21 protein-coding genes are annotated in these 19,744 nt (G+C 42.7%); 18 read left to right on the top strand and 3 right to left on the bottom strand.

The window, feature by feature from the left end:
- Position 1: 1 nt before the first annotated feature.
- A complete protein-coding gene (gene napG, locus ACWIUE_RS02210) occupies positions 2 to 772 on the bottom strand; it encodes a ferredoxin-type protein NapG (protein WP_454134447.1) in 771 nt (256 codons plus the stop codon).
- 24 nt (positions 773 to 796) lie between these two features.
- Positions 797 to 3,553, bottom strand: coding sequence for a nitrate reductase catalytic subunit NapA (gene napA, locus ACWIUE_RS02205; protein WP_454134445.1), 2,757 nt, complete (start codon positions 3,551 to 3,553; stop codon positions 797 to 799).
- A 211-nt stretch (positions 3,554 to 3,764) separates the two neighbouring features.
- On the opposite strand from napA, the gene ACWIUE_RS02200 reads away from it, so the two are divergent.
- The 11 genes from ACWIUE_RS02200 to ACWIUE_RS02150 all read left to right on the top strand — a co-directional run bounded on the left by ACWIUE_RS02200 (position 3,765) and on the right by ACWIUE_RS02150 (position 13,841).
- The gene (locus ACWIUE_RS02200) at positions 3,765 to 4,133 is read left to right on the top strand and encodes a hypothetical protein (protein WP_454134443.1); all 369 of its coding nucleotides are present in this window, start codon (positions 3,765 to 3,767) and stop codon (positions 4,131 to 4,133) included.
- Positions 4,130 to 4,855, top strand: coding sequence for a hypothetical protein (locus ACWIUE_RS02195; RefSeq protein ID WP_454134442.1), 726 nt, complete (start codon positions 4,130 to 4,132; stop codon positions 4,853 to 4,855). Before ACWIUE_RS02200 ends, ACWIUE_RS02195 begins: the two co-directional genes overlap by 4 nt.
- A gap of 48 nt (positions 4,856 to 4,903) precedes the next feature.
- Positions 4,904 to 5,332 (top strand): hypothetical protein, encoded by a 429-nt coding sequence (locus ACWIUE_RS02190; RefSeq protein WP_454134440.1) that lies wholly within the window; start codon positions 4,904 to 4,906, stop codon positions 5,330 to 5,332.
- On the top strand, positions 5,329 to 5,682 hold the full coding sequence (locus tag ACWIUE_RS02185; RefSeq protein WP_454134438.1) for a hypothetical protein: 354 nt from the start codon (positions 5,329 to 5,331) through the stop codon (positions 5,680 to 5,682). Before ACWIUE_RS02190 ends, ACWIUE_RS02185 begins: the two co-directional genes overlap by 4 nt.
- Complete coding sequence (locus tag ACWIUE_RS02180) at positions 5,666 to 6,121, top strand: YtxH domain-containing protein (protein ID WP_454134436.1); 456 nt, start codon at positions 5,666 to 5,668, stop codon at positions 6,119 to 6,121. Before ACWIUE_RS02185 ends, ACWIUE_RS02180 begins: the two co-directional genes overlap by 17 nt.
- 2 nt (positions 6,122 to 6,123) lie before the next feature.
- On the top strand, positions 6,124 to 8,253 hold the full coding sequence (locus tag ACWIUE_RS02175) for a heavy metal translocating P-type ATPase (RefSeq protein WP_454134434.1): 2,130 nt from the start codon (positions 6,124 to 6,126) through the stop codon (positions 8,251 to 8,253).
- 98 nt (positions 8,254 to 8,351) lie between these two features.
- Positions 8,352 to 8,609 (top strand): hypothetical protein, encoded by a 258-nt coding sequence (locus tag ACWIUE_RS02170; RefSeq protein ID WP_454134432.1) that lies wholly within the window; start codon positions 8,352 to 8,354, stop codon positions 8,607 to 8,609.
- Between the two features lie 127 nt (positions 8,610 to 8,736).
- Positions 8,737 to 9,849, top strand: a complete 1,113-nt coding sequence (gene gmd, locus ACWIUE_RS02165; RefSeq protein WP_454134540.1) for a GDP-mannose 4,6-dehydratase — start codon at positions 8,737 to 8,739, stop codon at positions 9,847 to 9,849.
- A 113-nt stretch (positions 9,850 to 9,962) separates the two neighbouring features.
- Positions 9,963 to 10,637 carry a Crp/Fnr family transcriptional regulator gene (locus ACWIUE_RS02160; RefSeq protein WP_454134430.1) on the top strand — a complete coding sequence of 225 codons (675 nt, stop codon included), beginning with the start codon at positions 9,963 to 9,965 and terminating at the stop codon, positions 10,635 to 10,637.
- 37 nt (positions 10,638 to 10,674) lie between these two features.
- Positions 10,675 to 11,793, top strand: a complete 1,119-nt coding sequence (gene tgt / locus ACWIUE_RS02155) for a tRNA guanosine(34) transglycosylase Tgt (protein WP_454134428.1) — start codon at positions 10,675 to 10,677, stop codon at positions 11,791 to 11,793.
- Between the two features lie 32 nt (positions 11,794 to 11,825).
- The gene (locus ACWIUE_RS02150; RefSeq protein WP_454134426.1) at positions 11,826 to 13,841 is read left to right on the top strand and encodes an autotransporter outer membrane beta-barrel domain-containing protein; all 2,016 of its coding nucleotides are present in this window, start codon (positions 11,826 to 11,828) and stop codon (positions 13,839 to 13,841) included.
- Between the two features lie 23 nt (positions 13,842 to 13,864).
- On the opposite strand, the gene ACWIUE_RS02145 is transcribed toward ACWIUE_RS02150, so the two are convergent.
- Positions 13,865 to 14,254: a GtrA family protein gene (locus ACWIUE_RS02145; protein WP_454134424.1), complete on the bottom strand. Its 390-nt coding sequence runs from the start codon at positions 14,252 to 14,254 to the stop codon at positions 13,865 to 13,867.
- A gap of 54 nt (positions 14,255 to 14,308) precedes the next feature.
- Between ACWIUE_RS02145 and ACWIUE_RS02140 the strand changes: the two genes are divergently transcribed.
- The 7 genes from ACWIUE_RS02140 to flgB all read left to right on the top strand — a co-directional run bounded on the left by ACWIUE_RS02140 (position 14,309) and on the right by flgB (position 19,731).
- Positions 14,309 to 15,415, top strand: coding sequence for a radical SAM/SPASM domain-containing protein (locus tag ACWIUE_RS02140; protein WP_454134422.1), 1,107 nt, complete (start codon positions 14,309 to 14,311; stop codon positions 15,413 to 15,415).
- A gap of 64 nt (positions 15,416 to 15,479) precedes the next feature.
- On the top strand, positions 15,480 to 16,610 hold the full coding sequence (locus tag ACWIUE_RS02135) for an outer membrane family protein (RefSeq protein ID WP_454134420.1): 1,131 nt from the start codon (positions 15,480 to 15,482) through the stop codon (positions 16,608 to 16,610).
- 65 nt (positions 16,611 to 16,675) lie between these two features.
- On the top strand, positions 16,676 to 16,945 hold the full coding sequence (gene rpsT, locus ACWIUE_RS02130; protein ID WP_454134418.1) for a 30S ribosomal protein S20: 270 nt from the start codon (positions 16,676 to 16,678) through the stop codon (positions 16,943 to 16,945).
- 6 nt (positions 16,946 to 16,951) lie between these two features.
- The gene (prfA, locus tag ACWIUE_RS02125) at positions 16,952 to 18,010 is read left to right on the top strand and encodes a peptide chain release factor 1 (protein ID WP_454134416.1); all 1,059 of its coding nucleotides are present in this window, start codon (positions 16,952 to 16,954) and stop codon (positions 18,008 to 18,010) included.
- Positions 18,011 to 18,117: 107 nt separating this feature from the next.
- Entirely contained in the window at positions 18,118 to 19,152 is a 1,035-nt protein-coding gene (locus ACWIUE_RS02120) for a Cj0069 family protein (RefSeq protein WP_454134414.1), read from the top strand.
- Positions 19,149 to 19,319: a hypothetical protein gene (locus tag ACWIUE_RS02115; RefSeq protein WP_454134413.1), complete on the top strand. Its 171-nt coding sequence runs from the start codon at positions 19,149 to 19,151 to the stop codon at positions 19,317 to 19,319. The genes ACWIUE_RS02120 and ACWIUE_RS02115 overlap by 4 nt, the downstream gene beginning before the upstream one ends.
- Positions 19,309 to 19,731, top strand: a complete 423-nt coding sequence (gene flgB / locus ACWIUE_RS02110) for a flagellar basal body rod protein FlgB (RefSeq protein ID WP_454134411.1) — start codon at positions 19,309 to 19,311, stop codon at positions 19,729 to 19,731. The genes ACWIUE_RS02115 and flgB overlap by 11 nt, the downstream gene beginning before the upstream one ends.
- Positions 19,732 to 19,744 lie beyond the last annotated feature (13 nt).

The following is a 19,744-nucleotide window of genomic DNA, read 5'->3' as shown; positions in this document are numbered from 1 at the left end:
TTTACAATTCCCCCTTGTTTAGGTAGTCAATCGCGCTTTTTGCCTTTTTATCTACTGCTTTTGGGGCGGTTTGCTCTACACGATTTTCATCATCAATCTCCCAGCCTTTTATGTAATGATTGCCAATGCTACCTAGCACTTGCGTTCTAGGCAACACCATAATCGCAGCTTTTTCTGTAATACAAGCCCGCTCACACTTTCCGCAACCCGTGCAAATATCGCTATCTACGATAGGTAGCAACATTGCGTGTTTGCTACTGCGCTCATTGCTTTTGTATTCCAATTTGATTGCCTCATCGATAAGCGGACAAGCGCGATAACACGCATCGCATTGAATCCCCCAATACGCTACGCAATTTTTCTCATCGACAATCGCCACGCCTATTCTAGCCTTGCGAATATCCATTTTTTCTGTGCTAGATTCGCCAAGCAAAGCCGAATCGAGCGCACCGGTAGGACACACAGGCACACAAGGCACATCTTCGCACATATAGCAAGGAATCTCGCGTGGGATAAAATACGGCGTCCCTGTAGGCAACGAATCTTGCGGCTTTGCAAGTTTTAGCGTATCATAAGGACAGAATGTCGTGCATTTGCCACATTTGATACATAGCTTTATAAACTCAGATTCGGCTTTCGCACCCGGTGGGCGCAAAGCCAAAGGCGCGGATTTTGCCTTGCTTACATAGCTACTCCAAACAAGCCCACTAAAAGCAAAGATTCCAACCCCTTGCGCCGTTTTTAGTAAGAGACTTCGCCTATTTTTATCCATTTCTAATCCCCAGATTCTGCGAATTTATGCTTTGTAAATTTTAACCGCGCATTTTTTAAAGTCTGTCTCATTTGATAGCGGACAAGTTGCGTCCAAACAAACTTTATTTATAAATACATTTTCATCAAACCACGGCACATAAATAAGCCCTTTTGGTGGGCGATTTCGTCCGCGCGTGTCGATTCTTGCCTTAACTTTGCCTCGCCTTGATTCAATCCAAATGGTATCGCCTTGTTTTAAACCTTTTGCCTTGACATCTTCGTCATTCATATAACAAAGCGCATTTGGCACGGCTCGATAAAGTTCAGGCACACGCATAGTCATTGTCCCGCTATGCCAATGCTCCAAAACGCGCCCTGTGCATAGCCACAATGGATAGTTGCTATCTGGCATTTCCGCTGGGTCCATATATGGGCGGAAAAAGATTTTTGCTTTGTTGTCAATGGCGACTTTTTTATCCGCATTTGGCTTGCTTAAATCGCCCTCTGGCAGTGCCTTGCCTTTATTGCCATAGAATGCAAATGCCCTGCCTTCTTTTTTGGCATAAAAGTCATATTTTGCGTTGAATCGCCACAAAGTTTCTTTGCCATCAACAACGGGCCACCTTAAACCTCTCACTTTGTGATAAGTATCAAAGTCAGCCAAATCGTGCGCGTGTCCTACGCCAAATTTGCGATATTCCTCCCACAAATATTTTTGGACAAAGAATCCGCAACCTTTATAGACTTTGCCATCAGTGCCGACAACATTGCGTTCATCGCCAAAAACCTCCGTATTATCCACGCCTTTTAGCATTTTGTCATTAACGCTAAATTTTTTAGCGTCCGCATTTGCGTAAAGCACATCATAAAGTGTGTCAGTTTCTTTATATCCCATCGCTTTCGCAGAATCTAGCACGGATTTTAATTCCAACGCAGGATAATCTTTGCCCCACACATCTTTTAGTGTGAATCGTTTCGCAAACTCCATATATTGCCAAGTGTCGCTCATCGCTTCACCCTGTGGCAAAACTTGCTGTCGCCAATGTTGAGTTCTACGCTCTGCGTTACCATACGCACCCCATTTTTCATAAATCATCGCCGTTGGCAAAATCAAATCCGCCACTTTCGCAGAAATGCCCGGATATGGCTCACTAACGACAATAAAATTATCCAAATCTCGCGCTGCATTTATCCAGTGATTCGCATTTGCGGAGTTGTGCCACGGGTTATTTACATGCACCCAAATCCACTTAATCGCCGAATCTTCCAAATCGCGCAAGATTTTCATATACGGCGCACCGACTTTGCCATTTAGCGTCCCAGCGGGGAGCTTCCAAATTTTCTCAGTGATTTCTCTATGCTTTGGATTTGCCACAACCATATCCGCAGGTAAGCGGTGGCAGAATGTCCCTACTTCACGCGCTGTCCCACACGCACTAGGTTGTCCTGTAAGCGAAAATGCACCGCTTCCGGGCAATGATTGTTTGCCTAGCAACAAATGCACCATATAGGCTTGTTCATTTACCCAAGTCCCGCGTTGATGCTGATTCATACCCATAGTCCAAAAGCTAATAATCTTGCGATTTTTTTCAATGTAATAATCCGCAAGTTGTTTTAGCTTCGCTTTAAACGAATCTACACTCTCACTCGGGTCGCCTTTGGCAAGATTCGCCACAAAATCAAGCGTATAAGGTTGCAATGCTTTTTTGAAGTCCTCAAAGCTAATACTCCAATGATTTCCGCCCTTTGTGGCGTTGTCATTTTTTAGCGTATCGCCCTCTTTTAGCCCCAAATATTGTAGAGTTACGCCTTCATCTTTACTTAAAACTTTGCTAACTTGCTTTGCGACCGTATCTTTTTCGCTGTCTTTGAATTTTGGGTGGTTTGGATTATTTCGCATACCATAGCCAAGATTCACGAATCCTGTGGCAAATACGCAGTTATCTTCGATGAATTTTTTGTCATAAGCGTTGCGTTTGATAATCTCATTTGCGATATAGTTGAAAATCGCTAAATCCGTGTGTGGCTTGAAAATAATCTCAATGTCCGCCAAATCCGAAGTTCGATTCGTATAAGTGGATAGATTTATGACTTTTACTTTTGGATTTGAAAGTTTGCGATTTGAGACGCGACTCCAAAGCACTGGGTGCATTTCAGCCATATTTGCGCCCCAAGTTACAATCGTATCCGTTAGCTCAATGTCATCATAGCAACCAGCGGGCTCATCAATCCCAAAAGTCTCCATAAACGCCACAACCGCACTTGCCATACAATGCCTTGCATTTGGGTCGATATTGTTGCTTCTAAAACCGCCTTTGATTAGCTTTACAATCGCATAGCCTTCCATAATCGTATATTGCCCAGAGCCAAACATACCGATGCCTGTGGGTCCAAGCTCATTGTAAGTTTTTCTAAATTGCTTTTCCATCTCATCAAAGGCTCTTTTCCACGAAACGGGCTGAAATTTGCCCTTTTTGTCAAACTCGCCTTTGCTATTTACGCGCAAAAGTGGTTGCGTGATTCTATCTGCACCATACATAATTTTGGCGCAAAAATAGCCTTTGATACAATTTAGTCCGCGATTCACGGGCGATTCAGGGTCACCTTTGACGGCTACGATTTGTTTATCTTTCGTAGCCACCATAATCCCGCAACCTGTCCCGCAAAATCTACACGCTGCTTTGTCCCATTTCCAGCCCTTTTCGCCTGTCGCGGCATCAAGGGTTTTTGGGATAGCAATCCCCGCAGTGGCTGCTGCACTAGCAACCGCCGCACTCTTTAAAAACTCTCGTCTTTGCATATTTTCTCCCTTCACTTTGATGATTTTTAAAATAGATTCGCAGAATCTACCTTAAAACGCGCGAATCTTAACAAAAATCAAAAATTTTTTTTTGACGTAAATCAAAAAATGTTATATAAATTTTTATATTACGCTATTTTTGGCGACTTTTGCATTTTTAAAATCGCATTTTTTATGCTACAATCCGCGCATTTTTTTTCAAAGGCAAAAAATGCAAATTTCAAATGATGATATTTCGCAGGTGGCGGAGTTTTTTAGCATTGTTCATCATATCCCGGGGCGCATTCGCATTCGTGTGAATGTCAGCAAAATCCCCGCGATTAAAAAATGGGCGAAAGAGACGCCGTTGCGGGAGATTTTAGGCGGGAGTGAGAGTGAAAGTGCTATCATCGCATTTTTGCAGAATCTCCCTTTGGTGCGAAAGATTAAGGTAAATGCGCTCATTGGTAGCGCGACAATCGAATATGATAAGACGCTTTTTGCGCCGAATTTGTGGGAGAGTTGGGTAAAAAAAGAGAGTTTAGATGAGATTGCAAAATGCTTTAATGAAATGCTAAAAAAGGTAGATTCTGCGCGATGACAAAGCAAAATGCCGAAGCAAAAATTTTATTTTTAGCAAAAAACGAGCGAATAAAATCGCTTGAATTTTATGAGTTTTTTAGTGAAAAAAATGCGATTTTTGGCGTGATTGCGAAAAAAGAAAGGGCATTTTTAGATGAAATATTCGCAGAATCTAGCGAAAATTTAAGCGCAGAATCTAATGAATTTTTAAACGCAGAATCTAGCGAAAATTTAAGCGAAAACGCAGAATCTACGCAGATTCTGCTCCCAAGTGCATTACCGCAAAATATCGCAGAAGAGTTGCAAAATGAAATGGGCGCGGTGGATTTAAAATCGCTAAATATTTTGGCAACAGGCGTTGAATCGCACCATTTGAAAACCTGTGATTTTCTAATCAAAAAGGCGCAAGAGTTGCGCGTGAATCTAAAAATTATCGACATTCTCTATCAGCTTCAAGCATTAAGCTACAATCATCATATTGCGCTACTTCAAGGCGAATCGCCAAAAGAAAATAAAAATCAAAACGCAAATCCAAATCCCGCAAATCAAAATCCCGCAAATCCGCCCCAAATCACGCTAAAAGAGTTGCTAAATCAAAGTCCGCTTTTTGCTGAGATAAAAACCGCATTTGATAGTTTTGAGCGTTTTTACGCCGAGACAAAGGGCATTGTGAGTAAATTAGAAAAGGGCGATTTGAGCCAAGAAGAGTTAGTGAAATTTTTGCAAAAATTGCGATTTTAAAATTTTATGCTAAAATTCGCGCCACATTTTAAAATCAAAGGAGAAAAAATGGCATTACCATTTGTTTTAGGACTAATCATCGGCGGCGGGGCAGTTTATGCGTATAACAACAGAGAGCAACTTGCAAAAAAGCTAAGTAACACGGACTTAAAAGCGGGGCTAAAAAGTGGCGAAAAGAAATTGCGAAATGTTTCAAACGCGCTAAAAGCGGGAGCAAAAACAACTCTTGAAAATCTTAAAGGCGAAGAGATTCAAGCACCAAAACGCACAAGGGCAAAAAGCGCAAATGCGAATCTAAAAAGCGATGAAGCAAAAACCGCCCCAAAACGCACAAGAGCGAAAGCAACGGGCGTAAAGCGAACTCGCAAAGCACAAAATACGCAAAACACACAAAATACACAAATAATCGCCCAAACGCAGAATCTACCGCAGAATCTAGCGCAAAATACGCCAAATCCTAGCGTGGATGCACAATGATTTTAGATACAGGAACTCCGCGCTCAGTCGTGGGAAATGCGGTAAGCGGTGGCGTAGCGGGGCTTTTGGTGGCGTCATATATGAATTACAAAGCATATAAAAATGGCGCGATTTCGCAAGGTGTGGCATTAAGGGATACACTTGCGGTGAGCGCACAAGCGGCGGTGGCGACAGGTTGCGCGATTGGCGTGGCAAATGCGCTTGGCAACAATAAGGGCGCGTTTCAATCGTTGCTTGAATCAAGTGCGTATATTTTGGCTGGAATCGCAGGTGTGTATGCGATTGACAAACTAAGCGAAATGGGCGAAAATCAAAAATTATTAGGAGCAAAAAATGGCAAATCAAAATGAAAATTTGGATACACTGCAAACTAATCCATACATAAATAACGGCAATAACGGCGCAAAATGCGAAAAATGTGCGACTTGTGGGGCGAATTTTGGCGCGAATCAAAGCGGATTTGGCGCGAATCAAGGTGCGAATCAAAGCGGATTTGGTGCGAATCAAAATGCAAATTTTGGGGCAAATCAAAATAATTTTAGTGCGAATCAAAACACGCAAAATACCACAACAAGCGCGATTAGCTCGTTTTTTAATTCTGGCAATTCGCAGACAGATTTCTTAAAAGGCGCGTTTATCGGCGTGGTGGCGACTTTTATTTTGACAAATAAAGACGCGCAAAAGGCGATTTTCAAAGGATTTGCCAAAATTTCAAGCCTTTTTGAGATGGGCATAGAAGAGCTAAAAGAGCGATATGAGGACGCAAAAGCGGAAGTGGATTCAAAATAACAATGCCAAAAAAATCAACCGATTCGCCCCTCCACTTAAAGCTAGTGCATAGCACGGCAAGTCGGGCGCGGTTTTCGTATGCGCTGCATAAAGGCGGGGCGATTCAAGCAATGCCTTTGCGTTTGGCTGTGGAGGCGATAGATGGCGTGAAATCCGTGCGCGTGAATGATATTTTGCATAATATCATCATAACTTATGAGGGCGATTTGGCGCACATTACACGCGAGATTTTTGCTGTGCTTACAAATCTGCTGACCACTTCAAAGCGCAAGGTTTCAACTGCTAGTATTTTCACTCTGCGCGATGAGATTCCTAGCTCTGCTGAAGTCGTGCGCTCTGCTACCGCGCTTATAAGCGAACCATTTTTAACGCCAAAGGCAAAAGCCGCATTTAGCACAATCGCGGCATATCCACTGCTAAAAAGTGGCGTGAGCGAGGCATTTAGCGATGGCGTTACTTCGCGCGTTTTGGAGGCTATGGCGGTGGCGATTTCGCTGTATCGCGCAGATTTTCGCACGGCAAATTCTACGAATTTTATGCTGACTTTGGGCGAATATATCGAAGAGATGACAATGTATAAAAGCGATGATTTGCTCCAAGAGCTTAGCAAGCCTCAAGGTGGCGAAGCGTGGGTAGAAAAGCAAATAAATGGCAAAAGCGATTTGGTGCTAACCAAAAGCGAAGATTTGCAAATCGGCGATATTGTCGTGGTGGGCGCAGGTGATAGCATTTTAATCGATGGGCATATCATCTCTGGCGAAGCGATGGTGAATCAAATCTCAATGACAGGCGAAGCCACGCCCATAAGGCGCACGCGAGGCGATAGAGTGCTATCAGGCACGATTGTCCAAGAGGGCAAAATCAAAATTTGGGCAGAGAGTGTGGGTAGCCAAACTGCCACTGCTAGAATCAAAAACTATATCCAAGAAACGCTCACTCAAAAATCCGCCATTCAGCTATCCGCCTCCAAAATGGCGGATAAATTAGTCCCCATAACGCTAGGTTTGGCGATAATGTCATATATTTTTAACCGCGATTTGACGCGCGTGGCTAGTGTGTTGCAGGCGGATTATTCTTGTGCGCTCAAACTTGCCACCCCTGTGGCGTTTAAGTCTGCCATTTCAAGTGCGGGCAAAAATGGAATCATCATCAAAGGCGCAAAGAGTTTAGAGCAACTAAACGAAGCCGAAATTTTCGTATTTGACAAAACAGGCACACTTACCAAAGGCGAATTAGAAGTGGTGGAAGTGCATAGTTTTTCGCCAAGCTGGGACAAAGAGAGCATTTTAAATCTATCAGCTAGTATCGAAGAGCATTATTTTCACCCCGTAGCGGAGGCGGTTGTCAAAGCGGCAAAAGAGCGCGAATTTAATCACATTTACCACGATGAAGTAACTTTCATAGTCGCACACGGCGTAAAAAGTCAAATCGATGGCAAAAAGGTGCTAATGGGGAATCGCCACTTTTTAGAGGACGATGAGGGCATAGATTTGAGCGCACACGAATCGCGCATAAAAAGCATTTTAGATTCAGGGCATACGCCACTATTTATCGCTTATGATGGGGAGTTGCTAGGGCTTATTTTGCTAAAAGATTCGCTTCGCCAAAATGCCAAAAAAGCGATAGAGCGACTTCGCAAAAATGGCGTGAAACAAATCGTAATGCTAACAGGCGATGAGGAAAACAAAGCGCGTGAAATCGCAAATGAGCTAGGAATCGATAGATTTTATGCCAAACTTTTGCCCACACAAAAGGCAGAAATACTTGAATCCATAATGAACGAAGGGCATAAAGTCGCCTTTGTAGGGGACGGAATCAATGACGCCCCCGCGCTTATAAAGGCACACAGCGGGATTGGAATGTGTAAAGGCGCAGACATTGCAAAAGCAAGCGCAGACATCGTGCTACTCAAAGATGACATAGAATCAGTCGCAGACGCCAAAGAATACGCGTTAGAATGCCTAAGCAAAGTCAATAAAAATTTCAAAATCACCGTTGTGGTAAATAGTGCGATTTTAGCAGCCGCGACATTTGGGAAGCTAACGCCGATTCAAACGGCATTTTTGCATAATGGCACGACAATAGGACTTCTGCTAAACGCGCTTCGTGGCATAAATCTAAGGAAAAAATAATGCCTCTAATGCCCCTAGCGTTGATTGGCTGCGTGGTGCTGTTTTACAAAACGGCAAATAAAAGTGTGAAAAAATTTCAAAAAATGAAAGGATAAAAATTGAGAAAAAAAGTCAAAAAAAATGGCGTAACAAAGGCAGATTCTGCGATTAGCCTAAAAACCTTGCAAATCAAAGAATTACTCTCATCAGTCGAATCAAAGAGAGAATTTGCCAAATTAGGAATGAGCGCGTCCTTGCTTCTTTGCGTAGGGAGCGCGTTTTTCAAAGGCAACTTTGCAAAAAACTTGCATATCGCCTCTGGCGTGGCGTTAGTGGGGTTTAGCATTTGGCATCATAGTTTGTATGAAAAATCATAGATTCTGCGAATGTGCGAAAATCGCAGAATCTCCGCTAGATTCTGCGTTTCAAAGGCAAATTCGCAGAATCTGCGTTAGATTTTTTAATCATTTTTATTTATAATTTCGACATTTTTTTAAAGGGGCGATAGTGAAAAAGGCACTTATCACAGGGATTACAGGGCAAGACGGCGCGTATTTGGCGGAATTTTTGCTAAATAAGGGCTATGAGATTCATGGCATAAAGCGCAGGGCTTCACTCTTTAACACCGATAGAATCGACCATATTTATCAAGATTACCACGAGCAAAATTGCAATTTTTTCTTGCATTACGGCGATTTGACGGATTCGATGAATCTCACGCGCATTATCCAAGAAGTGCAACCAGATGAGATTTATAACCTTGCGGCGATGAGCCACGTGGCAGTATCCTTTGAGACGCCAGAATACACCGCAAACGCCGATGGCATAGGGACTTTACGGATTTTAGAAGCGGTGCGACTTTTAGGACTTACGCAAAAAACCAAAATCTATCAAGCCTCCACGAGTGAGCTTTATGGGCTCATTCAAGGCTGTCCGCAAAATGAAAAAACACCGTTTTATCCCCGCTCTCCGTATGCGTGTGCAAAGCTCTATGCGTATTGGATTACGATAAACTACCGCGAGGCGTATAATATTTTTGCAAGCAATGGGATTTTGTTTAACCACGAAAGCCCCATTCGTGGCGAGACATTCGTAACGCGTAAAATCACGCGCGCAGTGGCAAAAATCGCGCTTGGCTTGCAAGAAAAATTATACTTGGGGAATCTAAGCTCCAAACGCGATTGGGGACACGCAAAGGACTATATTGAGGCGATGTATTTGATTTTGCAACAAGAAAAGCCAGAGGACTTTGTCATCGCCACAGGCGTTACTACCGAAGTGCGTGAGTTTGTGCGAAAGGCATTTGATTTTGTCGGCATAGAGATAGAGTTTATCGGCGAGGGCGTGAATGAAAAGGGCGTCATAAAGCAATGCAATGGCGACTACAAAATCGAAAAAGGCAAAGTCGTAGTCGAAGTGGATAGCGGATATTTCCGCCCCACAGAAGTGGATTTGTTGCTTGGCGATTCTACCAAAGCGCGTGAGAAACTAGGGTGGAAGCCAAAATATGACTTAGATTCGCTAATCAAAGATATGATGCAAAGCGATTTGAAGCTAATGCAAAAGGACAAATTTTTGCAAGACAATGGCTATAAAATTTTGAGATATTTTGAGTAATTCGCAGAATCTATGGAAATTTCGCGCCATCGCTTGAAAAATTCGCTTAAAAATGACAAATTCGCAGAATCTAAACGCAGAATCTATGAGATTCTGCGCAATCTAGGGGCAAAATGAAGCATTTAAATCGCAAAATCGGCTTTTACCATCCGCAATACGCAAATTCCTGCAAGTTATTTTGCTCACTTGATTTGCCCTTTGTCTTGCGCGAGATGGCGGACTTTGCGGAGATTAGCGAGGCGAGTTTCACGCAGATTTTAGAGACTTCGCACATAAAAGATTACGATAAAGATAATATTATTTGCTACAAAGATGACAAAATCGATGCGCTTTTTTACCTACTGCACGGCTCAATCAAGGTGTATAAAACAAATAAATTTGACAAAGAAGCGGTGATTGGCATTTATGCAAGTGAGTGTGCGCTGAAAAATACGCCACCACTGCTTAATTACGACTCTTTTGATGGCACCGCAAAAAGCACGCTTCACGCACTTGAACCCTGCAAGATTTTAAGCATTCCAAGCAAAGTTTTGCACTCTTTAATGCAAAGCGATATCGCACTACTGCATAGCATTCTAAATCGCGCAAACTCCGCACTGCACGAGCTAAACAACTTCATAGAGATGAATTTGATGGATACGCAAAGCAAGGTGCAAATGCTAATGCTAATGCAAAATAATCCAAGCATTTTCAAAAATGTCAGCAAAAGTCTCATCGCAAGTTTGCTAAATATCTCACAAGAGACGCTTTCAAGGGCATTAAAGGAACTAAATTCGCAGAATCTATAAAATCCTCGCTAGTTTCTGCGATTACAAAAGGCAAAATATGACTTTTTCACTTCAAGCAGCCGATGGAAACGCCCGCGCAGGGGAGATGACACTCACTCATAGCATTGTGCAAACGCCCACATTTATGCCTGTCGGCACGCAAGGGTGCGTGAAGGCACTTGATTTTAGCGACTTGCACGCACTTGGCGCGAAAATCATCCTTGCAAACACATATCATTTGTATTTGCGCCCAAGCGCGGAGGTGGTGAGAAATTTGGGCGGATTGCATAAATTTAGCGGATTTAGCGGGAGTTTTCTAACCGATAGTGGCGGATTTCAGGCGTTTAGTTTGAAGGGCAAAGCGCAAAGTGAGGGCATTGCCTTTAAAAGTCATATCGATGGGAGCGCACATTTTTTCACTCCGCAAAAGGTGCTAGATATTCAATACGCCCTAAATAGCGACATTATGATGATTTTAGATGACTTAATCGCGCTCCCTGCGAGTAAAAAGCGCATCGCAGAATCTATCGCAAGGACGCTTTCTTGGGCGAAAACTTCGCTTTTATATCACGCAAAAATGCGCGATTTGCACCCCACAAATCATATTTTTTCAATCATTCAAGGTGGCACAGACGCGAGCGCAAGGGAGTTTTGCGCAAAAGAGTTAGTCGCTATGGAGTGCGAAAATGCGCGATTTGACGGATTTGCAATCGGCGGACTTGCCGTAGGCGAGGAAAAAAGCGCAATGTATGACACAATCGCGCTCACAACGGACTGTATGCCAAAGGATAAAGTCCGCTACCTTATGGGCGTGGGGACGCCACAGGATTTACTTGAAGGAATCTCGCGTGGCGTGGATATTTTTGATTGCGTTATGCCGACACGAAATGCGCGAAATGGGACGCTTTTCACGCGCAGTGGGCGAGTGAATATCAAATCTATGCGCTTTAAAAATAGCGATTTTGCGCTAGATTCTGCGTGTGAATGCTATGTGTGTAAAAACTTCTCACTTGGGTATCTAAACCACCTATTTCGCGCGGGTGAGGTGCTGTATGCGCGACTTGCTAGCATTCATAATTTGGCGTTTTATTTAGGACTTATGCGTGGCGCGAGGGAGGCGATTTTGCAGGGGAGGTTTGAGATTTTTAAAAAAGAGCGATTGGAAGAGATGAGGTAGATTCTGCGAAAATTTAATATTTTTACGCAATAATGCGTTTTATTTTTGCGGAGGTGGGAAATGAAAAGATTGCTATTTATGCTGATTGCGGGGGGGGGGGATTTTGCTTATTAAATGCGATTGAGTTGAGTGTCGCTTGCGAAATCAATGGTGGAAATTGCGATATTAAAAAACCCTATGATTTAATCACCAATCACACCCATTTCACGCTAGGCAGTGGCACTAGCATAAATCTCGCGGAGAACGGCAATGAGAAAGGAATCATAGCAACTTTTATCAATTACAACACGATTGATACTTACATCACATTTAACAAAGGTGCGATTAAAAATCTCATCAATTATGGCGCAATGCAGGGGATTTCCGTGAGTTATGACGACCACAGCAATCAAATGGTTACCATTCAAAATTTTGGCACGATAAATCCGCTTGAAGGCAAATATCACTTTAAAAGCGTCAATCTCACGCTACAAAATTACGCGATGAAAATCACGGAAGATTCTGCGAAATTTAACGCATTTAGCGGGACTTCAAATGGCACAAACGGCACAATCGATAACTCACATTTGGTGCTAGAAAATGGCAGTGTGAAATTCGCCGAAAACGGGAAGTTGATTTTGGATTTTGGAGGGGATTTTGAGTTTGGCGCGGGTTATTTGCTAAGCAAACTTGTCACGGATACTAGTGGCAATGCTTACACAACTTTGGGCGTGGATTTTTCCCGCCTTGCGCTAAAAGACGCTGATTTTTATGATATTTTGGAGAGTGGAGAATATTTTATCGTGAAAATGAAAGAAAATAAGGGCGATAAAAATGGCGATTTTGCCCTGCATACGCCAATTACCGAACTTTACAAAAGCAACATTCGCACGATGAATAATTTGCAAATGATGACTAGCGCGATGATTTTCCCACGAACCAATAATTTTCCCCCTCCCTTGCGGAGGGGGATTAAGGGGGTGGGTGAAACCCCACAAAAACGCACAATTCGCAGAATCAAAAAAGTTTCGTCATTGCGAGGCAGTGGCGAAGCCACAACGAAGCAATCCATAAACTCTCCGTCATTGCGAGAATCTGCGTTAGCAGATTCGTGGCAATCCACAATAAACGCAAACGAATACGCAAATCCCAAACAAAACGAAACCTTTTTCTACAAAAACGCAGAATCTACCGCAAAAAATCGCAGAATCCAAAGAAACATTTCTCACAATCTCGCAGATTCTGCCCCCAAAATCGCAGAATCTACCGCAGATTCTGCGAAAAACTACCACTTCATTTTCACCCCATTCGTAAATCACAACTCTTTCGCACAGGCAGGAAACTACGCACTAAGCGGATTTGACTATGGTTTCATCACCGCTTTTAGCGTGACACTCGCAGAATCGCACACACTTGGCGCACACTTCGCCCTAACTTATGGCACATTAAGCGACAAGCACGATAAAGACTTGCAAATCAAAAACCTAAATTTATTCGGCGGACTGCATTACAAATTCGACTTGCCTTTTGCGCTGTTTTTAAAGGCACACGGGGATTTCTACCACTTCTCAAACGACTTAAAAACGCAATTTTTGGCAGATTTGAAACCGCAAAATTTGGGATTTGGCGCAAATTTAAGTTTTGGCAAAACATTTGATTTTCGCGCAGGCGGGGCATTATCGCTCGAAGCAGGATTTGACTACAAAGCACTGAAATCAAAGGAAATCAAAGCAGATTCTGCGATTTATCAAAACTCGCTTTTTAACCTAATCTACGGCGATTTGGGGCTCTCTTACGCAAATTATTTTGGCGGATTTGGGATAAACTTTGGCGTAGGCGCAAAGTTTAATCTCGCCCCAAAACTCGCAAAAAGCAAAGTGTTAGTGCGAAGTCAAAACTTCGATTTTGCCCTAGATAGCGACAAAATCTTAGGTTACGCAAACGCGGGAATTTCGTATCTTTTGGAGGCGCAAAAGTTTGATATGGAGTTTGGATTGCAGTATTTTGGGGGATTTGGCGACAGGGGGATTTCAAACGGCGGCGGATTTGAATGGCGCGTGGGGTGGTAAAAGACAAAAATTCGCATTCAAAATCACCTAAATACAAAAAAATTATTCAAAACATATCCGCTGAGCGTATAAAAAATCCCCGCGATGATTTGGGCGGTGTATTTGTCGATGAAAAATGCGCGGTGTGCGATGATTAGCGCAACTAGATTTATCAAATATGCCCCGCCCATCGCAACGCAAAATCGCCAAAAGTCGTGGCGGTGGGAGTTTTTGCTCTCAAATGTGAAATTTTTATTTAAAAAATATGACAAAATTATCCCGCAAATATATCCCAAAAAGTTCGCAATTTCGGGCATTACCCCGCAAAACATTAGCGCAAAAATCACGCCAAAGCCAAAAATCGTATTTGCCACGCCCACAAGCAAGTATTTGCCGAAATATTTGCTAAAAAATGGCTTGAAAATTTCTCGCATTTTGCGCCCTTAAATTTATAAAATTTCACGCGGATTCTAGCTAAAATATCGCAAATGAAAAAGATTTACATTGAAATTAGCGATATTTGTGGGCTAAAATGCTCGTTTTGTCCCGTGCCAAAGGGGATTCGTGGTGTGATGGATTTGGAGCTTTTTAAAAAAGCAATCGCAGAATCTACCCGCTACACGAAACTAATCGCACTTCATATTTTGGGCGACCCGCTGTGCGTAGAAAATTTGGAGCAATATTTGGCAGTGGCAAAAAGCGCGAATCTAAAAGTCGAAATCACCACAAGTGGCGCGAATCTTACAAATTTGGCGGATTTTGATTTGCTACTAAATGCGCCCATAAAGCAAGTGAATTTTTCGCTAGACGCGCTAATGGAGCTAAAAAACAAAGAGTTGCTTTTGGCGCAAATCGTGGAGTTTTGCAAGTATAAAAAGGCGATTAAATCACAAATCTTTGTAAATCTGCGAGTGCAAAAAAGGGCGCGAAATAGGGATTTGGTGGCGTTTTTGGAGAGTGAATTTGGTGTGAAAAATTTGGTGCAATATTTGGGCGATTCGCAAATCTGCGATTCGCGCGTGAAATTGGGCGAAAGGGTTATCATTGATTTTAGGGGAGTTTTTGAGTGGGGCAATTCGTCTCTCACGCGACCTTCGCGGGAGTTTGAAAAATTCTCGCTCGATGAACCATTAGTTCTATCTCACTCGAATTTTTCGGCACAACCCACGAATCTCGCGCAAGATACTAGAATTGCGGAGGATTCAAAAAATTCGTCATTGCGAGGCAAATCGACAGATTCGCCGAAGCAATCCAAAAAAAATAATAAAATAGATTGCCACGATTCTGCTACGCAGAATCTCGCAATGACGGAGAATAATGCAGATTCTGCGAATCATTCACAAGACGAATTTGCTACAAAAGGCACTTGCCTTGCGCTAAAATCCCACATCGGCATTTTATCAAACGGCGAAATTGTGCCCTGCTGTATGGATTCACAAGGGATTTTATCGCTTGGCAATATCAAAGATACCACGCTAGATTCGGCACTCAAAAGCCAAAAGGCACAAAAAATACTTAATGGATTTCGCAAGAATCGCATTGTAGAGCCATTTTGCAAGGCGTGTGATTATCGCAAAAGATTTACAAAAAATTAGATTTTGCCGAAATATCAAAAATATTTTATGCTAAAATTTCAAAAATCCAAAAATTTAGGTGACTATGAAAAAACTTCTATGTATTTTATTGCTGACTTCTGCGCTATTTGGGCGAAATGAAATCGATGTGTGGGGGCACGCGGGGATTTCGTGGCAAATGCAAATGGATAAACCGCCCAAATCCTACGCTGGATTAAGCGCGAGTGTGGGGTTTGACGCGAGCTGGGATATCGGCATAACGCTTGGCATTGGTGCTTGGAGCGCATACTCAATTTATAATCAAAACTACCCCAAAGTTGCAAAGGCAAATGACGCATACAAGGCGTATATAACGCTTAGCGACTTGTATTTTTCATACACGCACCCTGTGGTGCAAATCGCGCTTGGACGATATGATACGAACAATATCAAATACGAGTGGTTTAGCGGACACAACGAAGGGCTTTCAGTGGCGGTGAATGCTACGGATTTTATGCGATTGTGGTTTTTGTATTCATTTGAGCAAAACTTGCAATTTAGAAAAAATAATCGAGAAATAAGCGGACAAATGAACGCGCTGTGGGATTATAGACGCCATAAGTCAAATATTGACACAAAGCGCGATGAGCATTTAATCGCCTTTGGTGCGGACTTTTTCTATGCGAAATATTTCAAAACCGACTTGTATTCATATTTTGTGACAAATAATTTTGGCGCGATGGGGTTAAAGGCAAGTGCTGCATTTGGCGATGAAAGCAAGTTTCACTCCGTTTCTGCGTTTCAATACGCATTTTTGGACGATTTAAAAGGCGCGGATTTGCTAGGGCACTTGCTTTGGATAGACCAAAAGTTTGGATATGATTGGTTTTACTTTGGCGCGGGGTATTACAAGACTTTCAATAATGGCGTGGGAGTTTTGACGCAATACGGCGATTCTTCGCGCTTTTATGGTAGCGTGATTGCGCCAAGTAACTATTACGCAGGGGGCGAGTATTTTGGCGCAAATCAAAGCGTGTATTATGTTTTCACAGGTGCAAGGCATAAGAATTTCAAAGTCGATATTTTATACGCTGGGGGCGATTATGAAGAGTTATCGGCGTTAGCGTCTGTGATAATTTTTGAGCATTTGGAGATTGGCGCGGGGTATGTGGATTTGAAAAATATTGGCGAAAATAAGCGAAATTTTGTAGTTTCGTTTATAAAGGCGATTTGGTAATTTAAATTTTTTTTAAAAAAATTATGGCATAATTCGCACTTTTATTTTAAACTTAAAGGATTGAAATGGCAAATCATAAATCAGCGGAAAAACGCATTAGGCAGACTTTGAAGCGCACCGAGCGAAACAAATACTACCGCACGCGAATCAAAAATATAACTCGCGCGGTAAATGAGGCGGTTGAATCAAGCGATGTGGCAAAAGCGCAAGAGGCGTTAAAAATCGCAAATAAAAATATCCATAGCTTCGTAAGCAAGGGCATTTTAAGCAAAAATACGGCGGCACGAAAAGTATCAAGGTTGAATGAAAAAGTAAAAAAACTAGCAAAAGCGTAAGTTTTGATGACAGATAAACTTCTGCCACTTATCAAGCGATATGATGAAATCAGCGCAGAGCTCGTAAAAAGCGAAGTTTTTAATGACACAAAATTGCTTGGCAAACTCTCAAAAGAGCAAAGCGACTTGCAAGAAGTCGCAGAATCTGCGAAACGCTACATTGAGATTCTAAAACAAATTGACGAAAATAAGGCACTGCTAGATGACAAAGAGCTAGGCGAACTCGCCAAAGATGAGCTAAAATCGCTAGAAAGCGCAAAAGAGCAATTAGAATCCCAAATCAAAATCCTGCTAATCCCCAAAGACCCCAATGGCAATAAAAATGTGTTTTTAGAAATCCGCGCAGGCACGGGAGGCGATGAAGCAGGAATCTTCGTGGGCGACTTGTTTAAGGCGTATTGTCGCTACGCTGATTTACGCAAATGGAAAGTCGAAATCATAAGTTCTAGCGAAAATAATGTCGGTGGCTACAAAGAAGTCATCGCGCTGATTAAAGGCTGTGGCGTGTATTCGCGGCTAAAATTTGAGGGCGGGACTCATCGCGTGCAACGCGTCCCCGAGACAGAATCTCAAGGCCGTATCCACACCTCCGCCGTAACGATTGCCATAATGCCCGAAGTCGATGATGTGGAGGTGAATATCAACCCAAATGACTTAAAAATCGATGTATTCCGCAGTGGCGGGCACGGCGGACAAAGTGTCAATACCACAGATTCAGCGGTGCGCGTAACGCATATCCCCACAGGGATTTCTGTCTCTATGCAAGATGAAAAGTCCCAGCACAAAAACAAAGACAAGGCGTTAAAGATTTTAAAAGCGCGAATCTATGAAATGGAGCTAGAAAACAAAGCAAAAGCAGAGGGCGCAAATCGCAAAGAGCAAGTCGGTAGTGGCGATAGGAGCGAGCGAATCCGCACTTACAACTACCCGCAAAACCGCCTAACCGACCATAGAATTAACCTAACTTTGTATAGTTTGGAGGAGATTATGCTCTCTGGCAATTTGGATTCTGTCATCGACCCGCTTATCACCCACGCCCAAAGTGAAGCGATGAGCGGAAGTTAGAGCGAATTTAGTTTGATAGATTCTGCGATTTCGCAGAATCTGTGCTAAATTTCATAAATTTTCGCTACAATATCCACACTTTTTAATTTCAAAACAAAGGAAAAAAGATGAAAAAAAATGTCGTGTTTTTCGAAGTGCGTGGCGGGAGCGATAAAGGTGCGGATGGTTATCGAAAAGATACGATGCCGATGGTGGATGCGCTAAAAGAGCGCGGGTGGAATGCAGAGGTGATTTTCTTTGAAGTTGCGAAAAAAGATGAGATTTATAAGCGCGTTTTGGAAAATTTCGATGGTTATATTTCGCGCATAAATCCGGGCAATTTGAAAGAGGAAAATGAATATTTTGCGATGCTTAGGCAACTTTGCGCGGATGGATTGATTGGGATGCCACATCCTGATGCGATGATAGGATATGGGGCGAAAGATGCGCTGACAAAACTAGCAGGGACAAATCTCGTGCCACAGGACACTTATGCGTATTATGATATCAAAACTTTTAAGGAAACTTTCCCCAAAACTCTCGCAAAAGGCGAGCGAGTTTTAAAGCAAAATAGAGGTTCGACGGGAGAGGGAATTTGGCGCGTTTGCGTGGAAGGCGCAGAATCTAGCGCAGAATCTCTGCCACTAAATACCAAAATCAAATGCACCGAAGCAAAGGATAATCACAGCGAACACCGCGAGTTAGGCGAGTTTATGGACTTTTGTGAGCAGTATATCATCGGCGATAATGGAATGCTAGTGGATATGACATTTCTCCCCCGCATTAAAGAGGGCGAAATCCGCCTTTTGATGCTTTATGATAAACCTGTAAATGTCGTGCATAAAAAACCTGCGGAGGGCGCGGATGCCTTTTCTGCGACACTTTTTAGCGGGGCAAAATATCGCTATGATAGTCCTTCGCAGTGGCAAAATTTGGTGGATATGTTTTTAGGCGAACTGCCAAATATTCGGCAGAAACTTGGTAATTATGATTTGCCGCTCATTTGGACGGCGGACTTTATTTTAGATACGGATGAAAATGGCGCGGATAAATATATTCTTGGCGAGATAAACTGCTCGTGCGTGGGATTTACCTCGCATTTGGAGCTAGCGGGGGAAGTGGCGGAAAATATCATAAAAATCGTTAGCAAAGCAAAGGGGTGAAAATCGCGCTAGATTCTGCGAAATTAGGGCAGATTCTGCAATTCGCAGAATCTGTACGCAAAATCTTACAAAATTCGCAGAATCTAAACCCATTTGGAACAAATCTTGCTTATTTAATTATTAAATTTTTAGAATTTTTCCAAAAAGGATTTTACTATGGAAATTAGCAAGGTTTATGGTATCGTCCATAAGGCGCTTGATTATCGCTCGTTGCGACAAGATTTGATTGCGAGTAACTTGGCAAATGTCGCTACGCCCTTTTATCGTCCGCAAGACATTGCCTTTGAAGAGTATCTCACAAAAGAAGCAAATCGCATTTTCAAAAACGAGCCAAACAAAACTTTGCCTTTGGCACAAACGCACACGGGGCATTTATCGTCCATCGATGGCGATAAAAATCGCCCTACGATTTTTTGGCGAGATGGGCATTTGGCGCGAAATGACGGCAATAGCGTGGATTTAGATGTGGAGAGTAGCGAAATGGGGAAAAACTCAGTAATGTATAATGCCCTTATTAACGCAAGTAAGAAGCACAAAGGCATTTATGCCTACGCGATAGATTCAGGCAAAAATATTTAGATTTGGAGCGCAA

It is taken from the genome of Helicobacter sp. 23-1045, from assembly GCF_053654655.1.
This window is presented reverse-complemented; position numbering and strand designations above follow the sequence as displayed.

What these genes read in the sequence shown, in the direction of transcription:
- ACWIUE_RS02120 (WP_454134414.1), top strand. Translation starts at nt 18,118, where the DNA reads ATGAAAAAAAATGTCGTGTTTTTCGAAGTGCGTGGCGGGAGCGATAAA.
- ACWIUE_RS02145 (WP_454134424.1), bottom strand. Translation starts at nt 14,254, where the DNA reads ATGCGAGAAATTTTCAAGCCATTTTTTAGCAAATATTTCGGCAAATAC.
- ACWIUE_RS02135 (WP_454134420.1), top strand. Translation starts at nt 15,480, where the DNA reads ATGAAAAAACTTCTATGTATTTTATTGCTGACTTCTGCGCTATTTGGG.
- napG (WP_454134447.1), bottom strand. Translation starts at nt 772, where the DNA reads ATGGATAAAAATAGGCGAAGTCTCTTACTAAAAACGGCGCAAGGGGTT.
- prfA (WP_454134416.1), top strand. Translation starts at nt 16,952, where the DNA reads ATGACAGATAAACTTCTGCCACTTATCAAGCGATATGATGAAATCAGC.
- ACWIUE_RS02190 (WP_454134440.1), top strand. Translation starts at nt 4,904, where the DNA reads ATGGCATTACCATTTGTTTTAGGACTAATCATCGGCGGCGGGGCAGTT.
- ACWIUE_RS02195 (WP_454134442.1), top strand. Translation starts at nt 4,130, where the DNA reads ATGACAAAGCAAAATGCCGAAGCAAAAATTTTATTTTTAGCAAAAAAC.
- ACWIUE_RS02140 (WP_454134422.1), top strand. Translation starts at nt 14,309, where the DNA reads ATGAAAAAGATTTACATTGAAATTAGCGATATTTGTGGGCTAAAATGC.
- ACWIUE_RS02150 (WP_454134426.1), top strand. Translation starts at nt 11,826, where the DNA reads ATGCGTTTTATTTTTGCGGAGGTGGGAAATGAAAAGATTGCTATTTAT.
- ACWIUE_RS02175 (WP_454134434.1), top strand. Translation starts at nt 6,124, where the DNA reads ATGCCAAAAAAATCAACCGATTCGCCCCTCCACTTAAAGCTAGTGCAT.
- ACWIUE_RS02160 (WP_454134430.1), top strand. Translation starts at nt 9,963, where the DNA reads ATGAAGCATTTAAATCGCAAAATCGGCTTTTACCATCCGCAATACGCA.
- tgt (WP_454134428.1), top strand. Translation starts at nt 10,675, where the DNA reads ATGACTTTTTCACTTCAAGCAGCCGATGGAAACGCCCGCGCAGGGGAG.
- ACWIUE_RS02185 (WP_454134438.1), top strand. Translation starts at nt 5,329, where the DNA reads ATGATTTTAGATACAGGAACTCCGCGCTCAGTCGTGGGAAATGCGGTA.
- rpsT (WP_454134418.1), top strand. Translation starts at nt 16,676, where the DNA reads ATGGCAAATCATAAATCAGCGGAAAAACGCATTAGGCAGACTTTGAAG.
- ACWIUE_RS02200 (WP_454134443.1), top strand. Translation starts at nt 3,765, where the DNA reads ATGCAAATTTCAAATGATGATATTTCGCAGGTGGCGGAGTTTTTTAGC.
- ACWIUE_RS02180 (WP_454134436.1), top strand. Translation starts at nt 5,666, where the DNA reads ATGGCAAATCAAAATGAAAATTTGGATACACTGCAAACTAATCCATAC.
- napA (WP_454134445.1), bottom strand. Translation starts at nt 3,553, where the DNA reads ATGCAAAGACGAGAGTTTTTAAAGAGTGCGGCGGTTGCTAGTGCAGCA.
- flgB (WP_454134411.1), top strand. Translation starts at nt 19,309, where the DNA reads ATGGAAATTAGCAAGGTTTATGGTATCGTCCATAAGGCGCTTGATTAT.